20 protein-coding genes are annotated in these 16179 nt (G+C 59.4%); 5 read left to right on the top strand and 15 right to left on the bottom strand.

Annotated features, from left to right (window positions below; genetic code table 11):
* Window positions 1-45 precede the first annotated feature (45 nt).
* Complete coding sequence (locus H8K11_12760) at window positions 46-210, bottom strand: hypothetical protein (GenBank protein MCS6264620.1); 165 nt, start codon at window positions 208-210, stop codon at window positions 46-48.
* Between the two features lie 12 nt (window positions 211-222).
* On the bottom strand, window positions 223-489 hold the full coding sequence (locus H8K11_12755) for a thioredoxin family protein (protein ID MCS6264619.1): 267 nt from the start codon (window positions 487-489) through the stop codon (window positions 223-225).
* 156 nt (window positions 490-645) lie between these two features.
* Here H8K11_12755 and H8K11_12750 point away from each other — a divergent pair, with 156 nt between their 5' ends.
* From H8K11_12750 to H8K11_12740, 3 genes are all read left to right on the top strand, one after another.
* On the top strand, window positions 646-2298 hold the full coding sequence (locus tag H8K11_12750; GenBank protein MCS6264618.1) for an alpha-D-glucose phosphate-specific phosphoglucomutase: 1653 nt from the start codon (window positions 646-648) through the stop codon (window positions 2296-2298).
* Between the two features lie 210 nt (window positions 2299-2508).
* Window positions 2509-3207, top strand: a complete 699-nt coding sequence (locus H8K11_12745; GenBank protein ID MCS6264617.1) for a hypothetical protein — start codon at window positions 2509-2511, stop codon at window positions 3205-3207.
* 5 nt (window positions 3208-3212) lie between these two features.
* The gene (locus H8K11_12740) at window positions 3213-3413 is read left to right on the top strand and encodes a DNA gyrase inhibitor YacG (GenBank protein ID MCS6264616.1); all 201 of its coding nucleotides are present in this window, start codon (window positions 3213-3215) and stop codon (window positions 3411-3413) included.
* A gap of 16 nt (window positions 3414-3429) precedes the next feature.
* Here H8K11_12740 and H8K11_12735 read toward each other — a convergent pair whose 3' ends face one another.
* The 3 genes from H8K11_12735 to H8K11_12725 form a co-directional block, all read right to left on the bottom strand.
* Complete coding sequence (locus H8K11_12735; protein MCS6264615.1) at window positions 3430-3795, bottom strand: hypothetical protein; 366 nt, start codon at window positions 3793-3795, stop codon at window positions 3430-3432.
* 64 nt (window positions 3796-3859) lie between these two features.
* Window positions 3860-5074 carry a DUF1501 domain-containing protein gene (locus H8K11_12730; GenBank protein MCS6264614.1) on the bottom strand — a complete coding sequence of 405 codons (1215 nt, stop codon included), beginning with the start codon at window positions 5072-5074 and terminating at the stop codon, window positions 3860-3862.
* Between the two features lie 7 nt (window positions 5075-5081).
* Window positions 5082-6404, bottom strand: coding sequence for a DUF1800 domain-containing protein (locus H8K11_12725; GenBank protein MCS6264613.1), 1323 nt, complete (start codon window positions 6402-6404; stop codon window positions 5082-5084).
* A gap of 141 nt (window positions 6405-6545) precedes the next feature.
* On the opposite strand from H8K11_12725, the gene H8K11_12720 reads away from it, so the two are divergent.
* A complete protein-coding gene (locus H8K11_12720) occupies window positions 6546-6977 on the top strand; it encodes a hypothetical protein (GenBank protein ID MCS6264612.1) in 432 nt (143 codons plus the stop codon).
* A gap of 58 nt (window positions 6978-7035) precedes the next feature.
* Here the strand turns inward: H8K11_12720 and H8K11_12715 are convergent, their stop codons facing one another.
* From H8K11_12715 to H8K11_12680, 8 genes are all read right to left on the bottom strand, one after another.
* Complete coding sequence (locus H8K11_12715) at window positions 7036-7419, bottom strand: hypothetical protein (GenBank protein MCS6264611.1); 384 nt, start codon at window positions 7417-7419, stop codon at window positions 7036-7038.
* 58 nt (window positions 7420-7477) lie between these two features.
* Window positions 7478-7783, bottom strand: a complete 306-nt coding sequence (locus H8K11_12710; GenBank protein MCS6264610.1) for a hypothetical protein — start codon at window positions 7781-7783, stop codon at window positions 7478-7480.
* 72 nt (window positions 7784-7855) lie between these two features.
* Window positions 7856-8962, bottom strand: coding sequence for a DNA topoisomerase IV subunit A (locus H8K11_12705; GenBank protein MCS6264609.1), 1107 nt, complete (start codon window positions 8960-8962; stop codon window positions 7856-7858).
* An 8-nt stretch (window positions 8963-8970) separates the two neighbouring features.
* Window positions 8971-10959, bottom strand: coding sequence for a DNA topoisomerase VI subunit B (locus H8K11_12700; GenBank protein MCS6264608.1), 1989 nt, complete (start codon window positions 10957-10959; stop codon window positions 8971-8973).
* A gap of 559 nt (window positions 10960-11518) precedes the next feature.
* The gene (locus tag H8K11_12695; GenBank protein MCS6264607.1) at window positions 11519-11992 is read right to left on the bottom strand and encodes a hypothetical protein; all 474 of its coding nucleotides are present in this window, start codon (window positions 11990-11992) and stop codon (window positions 11519-11521) included.
* Window positions 11989-13554 carry a PAS domain S-box protein gene (locus H8K11_12690; protein ID MCS6264606.1) on the bottom strand — a complete coding sequence of 522 codons (1566 nt, stop codon included), beginning with the start codon at window positions 13552-13554 and terminating at the stop codon, window positions 11989-11991. Before H8K11_12690 ends, H8K11_12695 begins: the two co-directional genes overlap by 4 nt.
* 192 nt (window positions 13555-13746) lie before the next feature.
* Window positions 13747-13923 (bottom strand): hypothetical protein, encoded by a 177-nt coding sequence (locus H8K11_12685; GenBank protein MCS6264605.1) that lies wholly within the window; start codon window positions 13921-13923, stop codon window positions 13747-13749.
* 9 nt (window positions 13924-13932) lie between these two features.
* Window positions 13933-14136, bottom strand: a complete 204-nt coding sequence (locus H8K11_12680) for a dodecin domain-containing protein (protein MCS6264604.1) — start codon at window positions 14134-14136, stop codon at window positions 13933-13935.
* A gap of 226 nt (window positions 14137-14362) precedes the next feature.
* Between H8K11_12680 and H8K11_12675 the strand changes: the two genes are divergently transcribed.
* Window positions 14363-15073, top strand: a complete 711-nt coding sequence (locus H8K11_12675; protein ID MCS6264603.1) for a 2OG-Fe(II) oxygenase family protein — start codon at window positions 14363-14365, stop codon at window positions 15071-15073.
* A gap of 62 nt (window positions 15074-15135) precedes the next feature.
* On the opposite strand, the gene H8K11_12670 is transcribed toward H8K11_12675, so the two are convergent.
* Together H8K11_12670 and H8K11_12665 are read right to left on the bottom strand one after the other, a co-directional pair.
* On the bottom strand, window positions 15136-15732 hold the full coding sequence (locus H8K11_12670) for a hypothetical protein (GenBank protein MCS6264602.1): 597 nt from the start codon (window positions 15730-15732) through the stop codon (window positions 15136-15138).
* Window positions 15733-16170: a hypothetical protein gene (locus H8K11_12665; GenBank protein MCS6264601.1), complete on the bottom strand. Its 438-nt coding sequence runs from the start codon at window positions 16168-16170 to the stop codon at window positions 15733-15735.
* Window positions 16171-16179 lie beyond the last annotated feature (9 nt).

Here is a 16179-nt window from a genome sequence, read left to right as displayed (position 1 = left end):
ACGCTCCGCACTACACGCGTGAGAGGCCAAGAACGCCGGTGGCTGCTAGCCGGTTTCCGGACCGAGCAGCTCACCGTTGCAATCGACGCAGGCCCAATCGCCATCGATGAACTTCATCGGGTCTCCGCACGTCCCGCATTCAGGCGGCGGCCCCTTATCGATCATAGGAAGAATCGGCAATTCAAAATCGTCATCATCAGGAACGGTCATATCTCTCCAGTCTCACGCACCCTGCGGTTTCATCTTCAGCTGCAACGCCTTCTCGGCGCTTTGACGAGGCGGCACCCCGACGAAGGTCAGACGGCCGTCGATAATCGTCGCGGGCACGGCCCGGACCGAATGCCGATTCGCCAATTCCTGACCATCCGGGGTCGTGATATCGACCTCGCGATAGCTAAAGCTATACTTTACCCTAAGTTCCTTCCACAGGCGTTTCGCTGATGGACAGGCTCCGCAGGTCGGTGAGTGCAATAAGGTAATATTCGGCATGGACAACCCCTCTCCTTAACGTGAGCGGATCTTAACACCCGCGCGGAGGACCGCGCAAGCAAACGCATGCCTGACATTGCTCATCGAGCCGTATATACTGAGTGCGGCGTCATTCTGAACCGCCTCATCCACCCATCATCATTTGCCGAGGAATCTATGGCTCTCCACCCTCGTGCCGGACAACCGGCACAACCGGAACAACTGGTCAATCTCGAGAAACTTGAACAGGCCTACTATGGCAACGTACCGGACGCCTCCGATCCCCAACAGCGGGTGAGTTTCGGCACGAGCGGACATCGTGGGTCTTCCCTTCGTTGCACCTTCAATGAAACGCACATTCTTGCGATTACCCAGGCTATTTGCGAATACCGGACTCAGGCCGGAACGACCGGCCCCCTGTTCATCGGCAAGGATACGCACGCCCTCTCCGCGCCGGCTCAACGGAGTGCACTGGAAGTCTTGGCCGCAAACGGCATTCAGATCCGCATGGATCGCGACGACGGGTATACCCCCACACCGGTCATCTCGCACGCAATTCTGACCACGAATCAGGGCCGCGCGTCCGGTCTTGCGGATGGCATCGTCATCACTCCTTCGCACAACCCTCCGGAGGACGGCGGCTTCAAGTACAACCCGCCGCACGGCGGTCCGGCCGACACAGAGGTGACGAAGGCGATTGAGACCCGCGCCAATGCCTTGCTGGCGGCCAAACTACACGGCGTCAAACGCGTCCCTTATGACCAGGCGTTGAAGGCCGCGTCCACGACGCAACACGATTTCGTCGGCGGCTATCTCGCGGACCTTCCCAATGTAGTCGATCTCGAATGCATCAAAGCGACGAAGTTGCGTCTGGGCGTCGATCCGTTAGGCGGCGCCGCCGTGGCCTACTGGCGTCCACTGGCAGAACGGTATGGTTTAGACCTGCACATCGTCAACGAGTCCGTCGATCCGACCTTTCGTTTCATGACGCTGGATTGGGACGGCAAGATCCGCATGGACTGCTCGTCCCCCCACGCCATGGCCTCGCTCATCAAACTCAAAGACCGCTTCGACCTCGCCTTCGGCAACGACACCGATACCGATCGCCATGGCATTGTGACGCCCGGAGGCGGCTTGATGAACCCCAATCACTACCTTGCCGCCGCGATCTCGTATCTGTTTACCCATCGCCCAGGATGGAGCCCCGGCGCAGGAATCGGCAAGACGGTGGTCAGCAGCAGCATCATCGACCGGGTCGCGGGCAGTCTGCAGCGACAATTGGTGGAGGTGCCGGTCGGCTTCAAGTGGTTTGTCCCAGGTCTTCGTGACGGATCGTTAGGACTCGGCGGTGAAGAAAGTGCGGGCGCGGCCTTTCTCCGTCGCAACGGCAGCACGTGGGTCACCGATAAGGACGGTATCATTATGGATCTGCTCGCGGCGGAAATGCTGGCGGTCACCGGAAAAGATCCCGCGCAACTCTACGCGGACCTGACGGCCCGCCTCGGCGAGCCGGTCTACGAACGGATCGATGCCCCGGCCACCAGGACGCAAAAGGCCGCCCTCCAGAAATTCTCCCCGCAGCAGGTGCAGAGCCGGGAACTCGCGGGAGAACCGATTACCGCCATGCTGACGGAGGCGCCAGGGAATAAGGCCTCCATCGGAGGGTTAAAAGTGACGACGGCCAACGGTTGGTTTGCCGCGCGCCCCAGCGGAACGGAGGACGTCTATAAACTTTATGCGGAAAGCTTCAAGGGCCAGGCCCATCTCAGGCGGATTCAGGAGGATGCGCAAGCGCTGATCAGGCAGGTCTTCTCCAGCGCCGGAGCCTGACCGGATGCCGGAACGTTCCGTAGCAACGTTCACAGGAGTCGTCAAACGTCATTCGTAAAAGGTAAAACGTGGGACGACGTAACGCCTTTTTCCAGACACCTGTTACGTGTAACGTTTCACGTCTTACGAATTTCTGAACGGCCGTGGTGAGCATTCTGTAACTCATTGCTATCGAGCATGATTCTGAAGACCAGCTATACTTAAGTCCGTATGCCAAGATTCTCTCACAGGCTCTGCGTCTTGCTGGTCGGCGCTGCCTTGAGCGCCTGCGCCGCTCCGGCATCCCAGGGTATCCGCCAGGCGGTCACACCGCTTCCTGACTGCTGCCGCACCACCCAACCGGATCCTCGCAAACAGGCGATCGTACAAACGGCCGTCAACCTGGTCGGCGCGAGAACGATCGAGAGCCAGGGCCGCCGTATCTCTTACGATTGCGCCGGAGTGACCCGAGCCATCTACCTCGCCCACGGGATCGATCTTTTCGAAGGAGGAAGCGGCGAAGGAAGGGCCAACGGCGTGGGGTTGATCTACAACCATCTGCGCAAACACGGACAGCTCCACCGCGGTCCGGTCGTGCAAGCCGGCGATCTGGTGTTCTTCGACAATACCTGGGACTACAACGGAGACGGCCTCGTCAACGATCCCCTGACCCATGTGGGGATCGTGGAGAGGGTGGAGAGCAACGGCACGATTGTCTTTATCAGCCGCGTGGCCGGAGCGATCGAGCGATACCGGATGAACGTGGCCCACCCCCACATCCACCGCACCGCCGACGGCCGCTTGCTCAATGACTACATGCGCCGGAAACACTGGCGGGACGGCGAACAGACGCCCTACCTGACCGGGGAGTTATTTGCCGCCTTCGGCACGAGGGTGGTAGAGTCAGCCTCATTACCAGACAGAAGGTAAACACCTTGTCCCCTGCTCCGTTGCGCATCAGCCGCTGCCCCGAATGCCACCAGCCCACTACATGGCAGGACAATCCCTGGCGTCCGTTTTGTTCGGAACGGTGTCAAACGATCGACTTAGGGGCTTGGGCAGGAGAGCAGTACCGAGTCCCAGGACCGAGCCTGACGGTGGGCGGACCGGAATCGTCTTCTCAGGACAACGAGTGACCCGGTCGGTCACGCGCTATTCGCAGCGACAGTTCGCCTTGTAGTCCATACACATCGGGCCGATGCTCCGCTCGCAGTCACAACTGCATTTGGGCGTTTTATCGGCCGGACAGGTGATCTGGCAGGTCTGTTTGATCCCCATGCCGCAGGACACGATCTCGCAGGAATTGGAGCCTTCGGCGAACAACAGCGGCAACGACGGTGCCGCCGGAGCCTGAGTCTGCTGAAGGCCGCTGCCGCGATTTTCCGGTGCCTGGGTGATCGCTGGAATGTTCTCGACGCCAGCTTGCTCCGCCCTGACCGGCACAGTCACACTGATCAACAGGACGACCAGCAGAAACACTACACTCCCCGCCATGCGTCGCGATAGATATCGTGTCATGCCTTCACCTTCCTTTCAGACGGCAGCAGAATAGGAAGAACGGCCTGTAAAATCAAGTCTCGACTCACTCAGTAAGACAGTCGAGCGCCGGATAGCGCCCGGATCCGAAAGACATGGCAGGTAATCTCCACCATTTCTCAATGACCGTGGCGTAGACAGCCCGGTAGTCGAGCGTATGTTTCAGATCCCCGTCCTGCAGATCTCTCAGTGAGGGAGGTGCGCCGTAGAAACCGCCCTTCACCCGTCCGCCCATGAACAAGTGCGGCGCTGCCGTACCATGGTCGGTTCCATGGCTGGCGTTCTCTCCGACCCGGCGACCGAACTCCGAATAGGTCATGACCAGCACATCCTTCCAGGCGCCCAGCTGCTCCATTGCCGCGCGGAAGGCCGTCAGACTTTGCGCCAGTTCCTCCAGCAACCGATGATGTGTCGCCGATTGACCGGCGTGGGTGTCGAAACTTCCTTGCGTGACTTTGATGACCGCGACCGGCACCTGCGCGGCGATGAGCTTGACTGCGACCTCCAGCTGTTTGCCGATCTTATTCGCCGGAAAGCCGACCGTGAGTAACGGCGCCTGCCGCATACGGCCCTGGAGATCGGAAGCCGCCTGGGAGATTTCCCGCCGCACCTCCAGAATATGGGCCAGAGCAGGGTTGCTCATCGAGAGGGAAGCCGGTCTGACGGACCCGGCCTGCTGCAGAAACTGCCCCGGATCATGCAGGGCAATGGTGCGTGCCTTCCCTCCACTCAATGGGCCGCTATCGCCCTTGCCAAGCACAATCCCCTCGGCGGTGAATCGCGCCGGCAGCGGATGTTGCTCAAACACACGCGAGAGCCAGCCGCTGTCCAGCACCTGCTCGCTGTCTGACGCCGTCTCCCAAATCTCGATGGATCGAAAATGGGAACGATTCGGTCGGGGATACCCGACACCATGCAGACAAGCCAGCTCTCTCCTCTCCCAAAACGGTATCAGCGAGGTGAGCGCCGGATGGAGCCCGAACTGAGGGGTGAGCTGGCGAACCTGGTCCCGCGGAATTGCCAGTTGAGGACGAGCCCGATAGTAGGCGTCCTCTCCGTAGGGAATGAGCGTGTTCAAGCCGTCGTTCCCGCCGTGCAATTCAATCAACAGCAACACACGCTCCCGACTGCCTACTCCAGCACCCGCTTCGTTCGTATCCGCCGCCCGGAGTTCCGATAACCACTGTGGACGTAATAACACGAGCGGCAGAGCCGCTGCGGCTTTCAACAACGTTCGTCGATCCAACTCCTTCCCGTTCATGGCGGCCTCACTTGAGTTGATACACCGGATCCAATACCAATTGGTGCACCGCCTGGCCGCGCTCTTCCGCTTCCGTCAAGGACTGCACCGGGGAAAACGGGAGCAGCGTAGCCTGCACGACTTCGATTGGTTCCGTCGCGAGCCACGGCCCGCCGGGCCCGTGGCCCATATCGGCCATCCCGTGCGCATGACCGGTCTCGTGGCCGCGAATCGCACGATGCAGCATCTGCGTGCGGTCCAGCAGGCTCGAAGTTGTGATCCACCGTGTACCACCTGGCCAACCCTTCACGTTGGGAGGGTCGAAGAGTTCCTGCCCGAGCCGGCGGGCAATCCCGATCTGTTGCAACGTGTCTTCGAGCGGCAGGTTGAAGAGCCTTGCGGTGCCCACGATGAGCTCCACTGGGGACTTAATCAGGACGCCTCGATTCTCAGGCGCCCAGAACTGCGGGCTGAGGAGCAGGTCCTGGAGCAATCCGGCGATCTCATAGTTCTTTTTTCCGAATGCATCGGCCAGACGATCCACTTCCAGCGAGTCGGGCCGGTCTGAAATAAATTCACGCCAGAGCTTCCCGACGATGTACCGGGCCACCTGAGGCTGCTCCAGCGTCAGGAAGAGAATATCATCGCCCTCGAAGGGACCGGACTTTCCGAATACGACTTTGCGTCCGTCGTCATGATGACGCAGATCGACACGGAACGCGCCGGTATGGAAATCGAGATGCCACCCGGTAAATGCCCGTGCAGCCTCCTTGATGTCCTGTTCGGTATAGTGGCCTTCTCCCAACGTGAAGAGCTCGAACAACTCACGGGCAAAATTTTCATTGGGATGTTCTTTGCGGTTGCTCTGTGTGTCGAGATACAGAAGCATCGCCGGATTCCTGGCGATGGCGGTGAGCAGCGTGCGAAACGACCCCAGAGCATAGAGCCGCAGCAGGACATTCTGCTGATACAAAAACGGCGGCCACTTCACCTTGTGCAAACTGGACGTAAAGTGGTTGTGCCACCATAACGTCATGCGCTCCAGCAGCGGGCACCGCGAAGTGAGGAGTTCCCGATACCACCAGGCCTTCAGTTCCTGTCCATCCGCCTTCAGTCCTTCGTGGAACGTCTTCCTCTGCGCCTCGCTCCAGTGCTTGCGCACCCTCGGCAACGGAGGGAGACGATGAATCCAGGCAGGCGTCGCTGTCTGCGCCTTGTTCGTGGGAATCGCCAACGCCTGCACAACTGCAGCAGCACGATCCAGCTGCATCACACGCCGAATTTCTTCAGGCGTTCCACCGAACGCCGTGCGGGAGAGAAAGTGGCGGGCCTCGTCGAACGTCAAACTCATGCGTGAACTCTTGGAACAGTGAATGCGGCGCTCTCTCTGACAACGGCCCTGTCGCAACCAGGTTGACAGGGTTTCTGCCCGTCGCCCTACCTGGTAACAATCCTAGTAGCCAACACGCGATATAGTTCTGTAGTATCGCGCATGCTTCGAACGCTGTCGCTTCTCATTGTACTCGGTCTGCTCGCCGTCGAGGCGGGTTGCAGCACCCCATCCGGCCCGCGCCTCACCGGTGCGGTTCGATATTTCAATATCCGCGCGGAGGTCGCGCCTCGTCACCTGATCGTGCAGGTCGGCGATGAAATCCGATGGCAGAACCTGAACTCCCACGCCGTCCGGCTACGGATGCTCGAAGAAACCAACCCCGAGTTGATCTCCTGTGACAAAGGGTTTTCCCAATTTGGAGTCCTACAGGACTCGGTGACCATTGCTCCCATGCAATCCGTCAGCCTCTGCTTCTCGAAACCCACCACCGTGCGCTTCAATGTCTGGCTCGAGGCCGACAATCCACAAGGCGCCATGACTCCCACCGGAAGCATCCGGATCGAACCATCCGCCTCGAAACGCAGTTCCTAAAACCAGCCATCACACAGCCACGTGCGCCGGCCGAAGACTGGCTATCTGCAACGGTTCGTCAGCAGGGAATATTGATGGACGGATCGCAGAAGAGCGGAGGAATGACGGTCGGACGCATAGAGCGTGAGGACGGATCTTGCGACCCCATCGGCGCGGTGAGCGCCGGTCCACCCGTCATGCCGGGCAGCCCCTTGCCGATCGTGCCGAACGACTTACCCTGACTGGAGGGAATGGTGTTACTTTGCGGCGCGCTGGCGCCGGAGGCCGTCGCCGTAATCGACGACTGCTGTGCGAGAGGATTCTGGAGCGGAAGGGTTCCCGGGGATTGCAGGTTTTGTCCGGGCTGATTCTGTGGGGTCGATGCCGGTGGCGACGTCTGAGCCGTCACGAATGCAGGGGCCAGCATCATGGCCACACTGAGGGCAAGGACACAGATCTCCACGTGAACCCGCCCCGGATGCGATCTGCCACGCCGATTCACAGAGACTCCGTTTCTTTCGTTACACCAGCTGCCTGCAAGGCCAGCTAAATACCCTAATGGAGGGCTTCTGTCCACCTGGACGTTGGACCACCTCATCACGCCACGCCTTCACGGCTCGCTCAACCCGCTCGGCATGCGCATCGTCCACGGCGACCATGATCACATTGTTGACGCCCGGATAGAAGGAGACACCGTCAGCGGGACCCGTCTGTCCGGCTCCGGTCGTCTCAGGCAGTTCGGTGTAGGCGCGAACATCGCACTGTTCGAGTAACACATGCACCCGTTCCTTCAACGACGACCGGAAAGCCAACATCAGCATATTCATATCGTGACTCCAGGAGCGTCATGAGACGCGTTGGACGCGAGGCCCTGTCGGAAGAAACGCGACGCTCAGCTGCTAATCCAACCAGTCCTTTTCCTTCAACTTGCGCGGCAGATACTTCTTAGTGAGATATTGAAAGTCCTTGTTCGCAAGCGCGTCCAGTTCGTATTTCAGCCCGCTTGTGAGCATGCGTTTGATTTCATGCTGCCAGGCCGGCTTCTGGAACCATTGATAATTCAGCAGCTCTTTGGCGCGGGTAATGTCTTTTTCGTTCAGCTTGATGCCCACATTCCTCGGCAACTCATAACGTTCCGGATCGGCGCTGGAAAGCCCGATGAATTTCGCCTTCGGAATCGCCATACGCTGGCTTTCGAATGCTAGGTTGATCGAGCCCTGTTTCACGACCGAATAAATATAATACCCCCAGGGATCGTTGTCGACCAGCACATACACGGGCAGCTTGTGCTCCTCGTGCAGACGACGCGCCAGCCGCCGCACCCCGCGCGGCGGTTGCCCGTTCCCCGTCAGAAGCACACAGTTGTATCGCCGCCAGAACTTATCTTCCGAGAGTCGATTCCACTGCGTGCCTTTTTCGACCAGCAGGAGGAAGTCGGCGGTGCAGCGGCGGATCTCCAGATACTCGGGTTCGACGATCGAGGGCACGGAATATCCACCCTTGCCCAGCTTGGCACAATCCACCCGGTCGCCGTCGTCCCCGAATACGACCGGCCCGACAATGCTGCCGCTGTTTTCCGCGCGCACATGGAGTTCTTCCCGGAGCGCTACCAGCGAGACTTCGAGATCTTCGATAATCGGGTCGGACTCGTCCTGCGTATCGAAGGTATTCTCATGGGAGTCCTGAATCGTATGTTTCGTCCGATAATAGATTTCCCTGAGCGAGGTGGTCAGATCGGCCTGCTGCAGCTCGGCCAGCGCATCGGCCACCAGCATCGTCTGCATGAATTTCTTCGCCATCCCAACGTTAAAAAACGACCGGGATTGCTTCTTCTCGCCCATCTCGATCAGTCCCCGGCGGGGATTGAACGACACGTTCGACAAGGCACGGATCGGAATTTCAAACGTCGGGTCCTTGGCCCGTTGCGCCGCCGCAATGACCACATCGGCCATCCCGACGAGCTTTTTCCCCACCGCCCCGTTCTTCTTCGTCTTTGCCTGTGCCATACCCTGTCCTATGTCCTTTTTCGGGTGGCGGTTGTCCGCGCAGGTTTTCTCTTGAGCGGTGCCGCCCGCTTCTTTGACGATGACTCATCGCCGAACAGGGCTTGCTGTCCGGCTTTCGCCTTCGTTGCCCCGACAGACCTGCCCTCTCCGACGTTGGGTGTCTCCTTCGAGCCGCGCTTTGCTTTCATCCGCTTTTTCGTCTCCGTGATCGGCTCATCCTCCCCCGTATTGGCGGAAAGTGCAGGCAATCCAGGCGGTTGCTGAGCAATCTCGGTCTCTCCCTCGATCCCCTCGGCGGTCACGATGATCGAGTGCGGCAGGCCTTCGGGTCCGGCACCGGTTTTCCCGAGCGCCTCATCGGTCTTGAGCCCGCCCGTCCGGGAACTGGCGATCTTGTGCAACTGCTCCTTCAATTTCTCCGTGGGAAGGTTTCCGCCTTTCAAGCGATTGCACGCGGCCACCACCTCTTCTATGTAGAGCTCGAAAATATTGCGACGACGAAACTCACTGGCGGCCCGCTCTCTTCTTCGCAGAAAAATCCCCAGCCGCCGACCGGCCTCACGAAGCGCCAGCGTAATTTCCTTCTGAATTTCGTCGTAGTCGGCGATCGCTTCTTTCGACTCGCTGGTGAACGGCACCCATACGGATGCCATGTGCACAAAAATCACCATCGGACCGGCAGGCAGTGCGCCACGAGACTGCGACACCCCATAGTTTCGCCAGGTGGTGCTGAGCACCGCTTTGAACGTGGCACAGGCCGATTGTTGATAGAGCAGCGGCACCCGGTTCGCATAGCGGATCACCCGCGCCTGCTCGGTATCGTTGCCCTGGTCTTCACCTTCGGCCAGCGGCACGGCGGCCTGCTGGGGCTTGGCGACTTCCTCCGGACCTTTCCCGAAGGCGAGCCCTGCCTCGATGATAAAGGGGTAGCCGCGATAGACGGCCGGTGGACGACTCACGGCCGTATAAAACTCTCCTTTAATTTGTTTATAGAGCCCCGAGAGGATCGCCTTCTCCCCGATCGGGGAAATGCAGTTCGTCGGCGGCGCCATGATCTTGGTGGTCTGAATTGTTTTGTAGAGCGTTTCGGCGGCCTGATGCTTCACGTCGCGAGGCTTGGTAGAGGGCGACAGCTTCGCCGCTTTGCAGATCTCCTCGGCCAACGCAGGCGAGACCCGGCAGAAGTCGCTCGCGAGGAAACCGGCCACCGTCTGGCTCTTCGTGTCCTGCAACATCTTGAGCAAGGCTCCGAACTCAATGCCATAGGGATGCGGCTTGATTTCTTTCGGTGAAGGCGGCAGCTCGTGATAGGTCCGAGGATACTCCTTCGTTTCGCCTTCGGGTGTGTGATAGACGAGCCGCACATGCGGGTTGGCGATCGACGTCTGCTCCAGCCACTCATCGACCGACGCGCGGCCCTTCTGATAACGTCCTTCCACTTCAAGCGCCACTTCGGTGCCTTGAGGCTGAGCCCAGTCGATTTGTTTATTCTCATGCACCAACGGCTCGTTCTTCTTGGTGTCGATTTGCACTTCGAAGTAGTGCGCCGCCGCGCGAGGCCCGGTGCGGGAAATCACTTTCACCGGTTTGCCGGTCGTCAATTGCCCATACATGCCGGCCGCTGAAATACCGATGCCCTGTTGTCCCCGGCTCATCCGCATGCGGTGGAATTTCGAACCATACAGCAATTTGGCAAACACACGGGGGATCTGCTGACGCACAATGCCAGGCCCGTTGTCGTTCACCGTGATCCGGAAACGAGTCGCCTGACTGGGTGCAACCGGCGCCTGTCCGTTCGCGACCGTTTCAAGCCTCACTGTCACCTCCGGCAAGATGCCCGCCTCTTCGCACGCATCCAGCGAGTTATCGACGGCCTCTTTCACGCAGGTCAGCAGCGCCTTGCGGGGATTGTCGAAACCCAGCAGATGCCGGTTCTTCGTAAAAAATTCGGAGACGGAAATTTCCCGCTGCCGTGCCCCCATTTCCACCGCGGTCACCGCCGCGGACGCGTCCTCTCTGGATCCGGTTTTTTTTCGGGACGGGCGCAATTCAGACACGGTGGTTTCGGACTGGGGCGCAGGAGCGGAAGACTGAGCACGCGGCGATGATGTCTTGATGGCCATTCAACCTCTCACGCAAGGAATTCACATCGGACCGGCTCGCTGGAGTGCACACGACCAATACGTACACTCTTCGTCGTTTACAGGGAACGACCAGGAGAGTCAAGCCTTGAGCGTATTCTCGTCCGCATCTCGATGCGGGAAAACACGCTGCAACGGTGGATGAAATGCAGGGTGATCGAACCAGGAGTGATACGCAACAACGATGCAGGGTGGTGACGGATGTTTGGGTGGGAGGAGGACGCACCTACCGAGGAGAGGTAGATACGGCGGAGATCTCGGGAGGATTTCAGGCTTCCCAGTACAAGCTGGGCATGCACACCATCCTCAACACTCAATCCCCTTTTTGTACATATTCCCCCGGGGCGTTAACTCCCCCCACCCGTTTACGATAGGCCTCCGCACGGCGATGAGTCAAGAGCATGGAGCAAGTGATTTATGGGCTGTCTGCGCCCGCCTGGCGATGCGTGATGGTCGGGTGATGGAGCCAGGCCGCCTCAATCCGGACCTCGACTCCGATCGGACAATACAGCGGCTCGGATGTATTGTTACTCTCGACGCGAGCCCTCATGGTGCCTCGTTCGTTCTCGAGTTCCAACACGCCCAGATGCTCATGGCGATCCACGACGCAGGTCATGCTGCGCGACTCGCGATCACTCACGATCGTCCTCGCCACCACCGGCTCTTGCAGTGTGAGCAGGTCATTCGGCCGGAAGGTCGGTCGATCGTTCATCTCGGCGGCGATCAGGACGCCTGCCCCGGCCAGGAACAGGCAGACTCCGAAAAGCACGGCATTGGCCCGTTGCGGATAATGGATCTTCAACCAACGGATAGCCGTACGGATGCCGATCACCAACAGGAGCGCGATGAAACACAGTGCGCCGACCGTCAACACAAGGCGAAGGTTCATGCGGTCCCTTGTGCCTGGTTGATGGCCGCTACCGTATGGATTCCGTTCGCCGTCGGCAACGGAGAGAGGGTCATCGTAAAGGGAAACTCCGTGCCGTCTTTCCGCAAGCCGACACACTGCCGGGCATCGCTTACCGGGAGGTCTTTCGGATCGACCAGAAAGACAGCGGAACGGTCTGCGCTTTGCGGACGCAGTCTCGCCGGAATGAGCCGTTCAACCGGCTGGCCAAGCAGTTCGCCACGCTCATAACCAAACTGCACTTCGAAATGAGTATTCGCCGACAGGATCTTTCCGCCGGCATCCGCGATGACGATGCCGTTCGATGCCGACTCCATCACCACACGAAGACACTCCGCGCTCTCACGCAACGCCTCTTCGGTCCGTTTCTGTTGCGTGATGTCCTGCGCGAAGACCAATACTCCGAGCACATTTCCCTGCGGGTCCAGATACGGCACCTTGTCGGTTTGCACCCAGCATTTTTCACCGGCCCCTGGTTGGTACGGCTCGATGATTCCAAGCTTCGGCCGCCCCGAGACGATCACCTCCAGATCATCCTGATGATACCGCTCGGCTTCCTCCGGATAAAACTCATCGGTCGACCGGCCCTCGATCTCGGCCACGGTCTTCTTGATGGATTCCGCCGCGCGGCGATTCGCGCGCAGGATACGATTGTGCGAGTCCTTATACCAGACCATGGCCGGGATCAGGTCCAGCAAGACCTGCTGTTCGATCTGCTGCTGCAACAATCGCGCTTCCGCCTCTTTCCGCGCCGTGATGTCCCGCACGATGCCGCAGTGCACGCGCTGCCCGTCGGAAATCCAACTGCTCAGCGACATCTCAATCGGAAATTCACGGCCATCCTTGTGCAACCCGTGCATGGTCACGACCGTGCCCTTCAGGCGTAAATCGCCCGTGGTACGTACGCGCGCTAACGCCTGGACATGCCTGGCACGGTACCGTTCGGGCATGATCATTGTCAGGGATTCCCCCAACACCTCCCCGGCCAGATACCCGAACAGACGCTCGGCAGCGCTGTTCCAGGAGAGGATTCTCCCCTCCCCGTCCGCGAGCACAATCGCGTCGGGCGCGGTCTGCACCACTTCCCGAAACCGGTCTTCGCTGGCCGTCAACGCCTGCTTGGTCGCCGCAGCTTCGATGGAGAGATGCTTCACTCCCACGGCACGCCGGATCAGCGCTTTTAATTCTTCGGCATCGTACGGCTTCGTCAAATACCCGAAGGCTCCTTCGGTGAGGGAGCTGTGCTTTTTCGCCACCTCGACAAACGCCGTCAGCATGATGACCGGAAGCACCGGGTCGATTTGTTTCAGGAGGGTGAGGACCGAGAGTCCGTCCATATCAGGTAACATCAGGTCCAGTACCACCGCGGACAGAGATTCCGCCTTCGCCTTGGCCAAAGCCTCGGCGCCGGTGCCGGCGACTGAGACACGGTAGCCGACGTGCTCCAGGAGATCATGCAGTACGAGCGCGATATCGGGGTCGTCGTCTACGATCAGGATTTGGGGAAGTGGAAGCTCGGTCACGCTGGGCGTGGTCTTTGACATGGCGGTCAACGAAACCATGGGTATCGTCTTACGACCGGTCTGACGCGTCGGCTGTCATTCTCCTCTTTTCGATGACAAGAATCCAGCGCTCTAGCGAGCCGCTGCTGAATGGCTTATCGGATAGGCACAGGGAAGACCTCGTCCGGCCTTCACTGGTCGATTACCCGATAAACCGTTTTACTTCAGCACTGCTCACTTCTTCCGGTAGACATTCAGACCGATTTTCTCCTCTCGCCCCGGAATGGTGACGTTTCCCTCCGTCGAGGCAATAATCGTCGTTTTTCCCGATGCCGACGGCCCGAACTCTTTCGACAAATCGACCTTGATGGTCAGCACGGTCCCCTCGACGGTCATCTCCACATTTTTCATGATGCTCCTCTAATCCTTCAGGACGAATGTGACCTTCAGCGCCACACGATACTGGGTGATCTTTCCGTCTTCGATATCCACTTTCTGATCCTCGATCCAGGCGCTTTTCACATTCTGTAACGTCTTGTTCGCGCGAGCGATTCCAAGATGAATGGCATCGTCAAAACTCGTGGGGGATGCGGCAATGATTTCCGTCACACGTGCGACAGACATGATAGCCTCCCTGGTTGAATGGTGGATACCACACTCGGCACATCAGGCTAGGCCGACCATAGAGCGCTGTCAAGCCTACATCGCAGTAAACGGCCTGCCCCAGCACTGCCCAGTGAGAGGACGGCTGAATCTTGGCATCCTGGGAAAACACCTAGGTTGACTTGTCGCACATCCGAAGATAGCCTGCCCCACATCGACGGTCGTTACACAGGATGGGTCCCCTTCCATGCCGACCGAAATCGAGATTCAAATCACGCCCCTTTTCTCCACACCTCTACTGGTGTTTACGCCTGCGCACCACGAACGCATCAATGCCGAGCTCTCTCAACTGATTCTGGCGCGTGAGGCTTCCGTCCCGAGCCACCGGGATGCCGAAGTGATCGGGTGGTCCTCGCCGCACGACCTCTCCATGATGAATTGGGCAGGAAGCCCGTTACGCGAGTTGTTTGCGCCCGTCATCGAAGTGGCCAAACAAGTCACAACCCTCTCCGACCGATGCCGCCATGCCGCCCGTCGCCCCGATTGGGAAGTCGTCGAGGTATGGGCCAACGTGCAACGGAACGGCGGGACCAATGCCGCCCACTCCCACCCCGGAAGTTTCTGGGCAGGCGTCTATTACGTCGACGTGGGCGAGGTCTGTCCGACCCTGGGAAAGGGAGGCGAATTGCAGATTTACGATCCGCGGGGCTGTCTGCCGCGCATGCTGGCGCCCTATCTCCAGTACAGCATGACCGAACTGCATGATGCCGGAACCAGCATTTCTTATTCCCCTGCGGCCGGACAATGCCTGCTGTTCCCAGGCTGGCTGTTTCATGCCGTGAATACCTATCGTGGAACGGCGCCCCGAATCAGTGTGGCGTTCAATCTCGATCCCGTCTTACAGCAAGGCTCCCTGAGCAGCGCTCACACGGAGGCCATCGGCGGATCACACCGCTGACCGAGCCATCGCCGCAGGCTGCGCTAGCTCGCACTCAGGCGCATCGAGCGCTCCGGCACTCGCTATGACAGCGCGTTCGCCTGAATGAAGAGCGCCTGCTCGAGCAGGCGAAAGAACTGCTGATACGGCTCCGGGGACTCGATGGCCTTGAGGTAGTACTGGGCGCTGGCGCGCACAATCAGTTGCTGTTCACCGCGTGGGCGAACGGTGACGGTGAGCCGCACAAGATTGCTGCGGTGATAAAACGGCCCCCAACTTCGGAAGTGCCGGGTCAGGATCAGCAATCCGTCGTCCCGATACAGGTGATAGGAAGGATCGCCCCATGGGGTGGATTCGTAGTCGTCAAATTTCTTGCCGGAGACAATGCCCAGGGTTTCATCCAATACTTCCACCGCAAAACCCAAGTCCTGACAGGTGGACACGACCGCCTGAATCGTCTTCAGACGATCAGCGGTGTCGAAGACGCGACTTTGAGCCGCCCGCACCTTGACCTGGCTGGCCTCGGAAAGCCAGATCTGGTCGCGCGACTCCCATTGGTTCTCATGTCGCCACTCGTAGGGCGAACAGCCGGCGGTCAAGGAAACCAGCAGAGCGAGGCCAATCACGACCATGCGGTTGCTCGACCGGCGGCATCGATGGATGGCGAGGCGAGACACCATCTAATCCTTCACCAGAAATAACGACCGTTCCACCGCCGCGAAGAAGTTCTGGTACACCTTGGGATCTTCGATCGGCTTGCTGTTGTAGATCGCATTGGCACGGATCATCGTCTTGCCGTCCTGCTGCGGGCGCACGGTGACGGTCACGCCGAGCACATCGTAATAATTCGGTTCGGCAAAGCGAGCCGCGGTGACCAACCCGAGCGGTTCGTTCGCGCGTTCGATGATAAATCCCAGGTCTTGCAGAGCCGCAATGACACCGCGCATGGCCACGGTGTGTTCCTTGACCTCGAACGTGCGGGTCTGCGCGCTGCGGATCTTCATCTGCGCATCGGTCGGCGCGAAGAGTTCCTGCCGCGGCTCCGGCGCCACGCAGCCCTGCAACATGACACTTCCCAGCATGACCACAACTGCGCCGACGACCTGTGTCCGGTTCATGAGTCCTCG

The sequence above is a fragment of the Nitrospira sp. genome, assembly GCA_024998565.1.
In the GTDB taxonomy this organism is placed as follows: domain Bacteria; phylum Nitrospirota; class Nitrospiria; order Nitrospirales; family Nitrospiraceae; genus Nitrospira_A.
This window is presented reverse-complemented; position numbering and strand designations above follow the sequence as displayed.

What these genes read in the sequence shown, in the direction of transcription:
- H8K11_12705 (MCS6264609.1), bottom strand. Translation starts at nt 8,962, where the DNA reads ATGGCACAGGCAAAGACGAAGAAGAACGGGGCGGTGGGGAAAAAGCTC.
- H8K11_12720 (MCS6264612.1), top strand. Translation starts at nt 6,546, where the DNA reads ATGCTTCGAACGCTGTCGCTTCTCATTGTACTCGGTCTGCTCGCCGTC.
- H8K11_12665 (MCS6264601.1), bottom strand. Translation starts at nt 16,170, where the DNA reads ATGAACCGGACACAGGTCGTCGGCGCAGTTGTGGTCATGCTGGGAAGT.
- H8K11_12750 (MCS6264618.1), top strand. Translation starts at nt 646, where the DNA reads ATGGCTCTCCACCCTCGTGCCGGACAACCGGCACAACCGGAACAACTG.
- H8K11_12710 (MCS6264610.1), bottom strand. Translation starts at nt 7,783, where the DNA reads ATGAATATGCTGATGTTGGCTTTCCGGTCGTCGTTGAAGGAACGGGTG.
- H8K11_12675 (MCS6264603.1), top strand. Translation starts at nt 14,363, where the DNA reads ATGCCGACCGAAATCGAGATTCAAATCACGCCCCTTTTCTCCACACCT.
- H8K11_12695 (MCS6264607.1), bottom strand. Translation starts at nt 11,992, where the DNA reads ATGAACCTTCGCCTTGTGTTGACGGTCGGCGCACTGTGTTTCATCGCG.
- H8K11_12725 (MCS6264613.1), bottom strand. Translation starts at nt 6,404, where the DNA reads ATGAGTTTGACGTTCGACGAGGCCCGCCACTTTCTCTCCCGCACGGCG.
- H8K11_12760 (MCS6264620.1), bottom strand. Translation starts at nt 210, where the DNA reads ATGACCGTTCCTGATGATGACGATTTTGAATTGCCGATTCTTCCTATG.
- H8K11_12690 (MCS6264606.1), bottom strand. Translation starts at nt 13,554, where the DNA reads ATGTCAAAGACCACGCCCAGCGTGACCGAGCTTCCACTTCCCCAAATC.
- H8K11_12745 (MCS6264617.1), top strand. Translation starts at nt 2,509, where the DNA reads ATGCCAAGATTCTCTCACAGGCTCTGCGTCTTGCTGGTCGGCGCTGCC.
- H8K11_12735 (MCS6264615.1), bottom strand. Translation starts at nt 3,795, where the DNA reads ATGACACGATATCTATCGCGACGCATGGCGGGGAGTGTAGTGTTTCTG.
- H8K11_12685 (MCS6264605.1), bottom strand. Translation starts at nt 13,923, where the DNA reads ATGAAAAATGTGGAGATGACCGTCGAGGGGACCGTGCTGACCATCAAG.
- H8K11_12680 (MCS6264604.1), bottom strand. Translation starts at nt 14,136, where the DNA reads ATGTCTGTCGCACGTGTGACGGAAATCATTGCCGCATCCCCCACGAGT.
- H8K11_12755 (MCS6264619.1), bottom strand. Translation starts at nt 489, where the DNA reads ATGCCGAATATTACCTTATTGCACTCACCGACCTGCGGAGCCTGTCCA.
- H8K11_12730 (MCS6264614.1), bottom strand. Translation starts at nt 5,074, where the DNA reads ATGAACGGGAAGGAGTTGGATCGACGAACGTTGTTGAAAGCCGCAGCG.
- H8K11_12670 (MCS6264602.1), bottom strand. Translation starts at nt 15,732, where the DNA reads ATGGTGTCTCGCCTCGCCATCCATCGATGCCGCCGGTCGAGCAACCGC.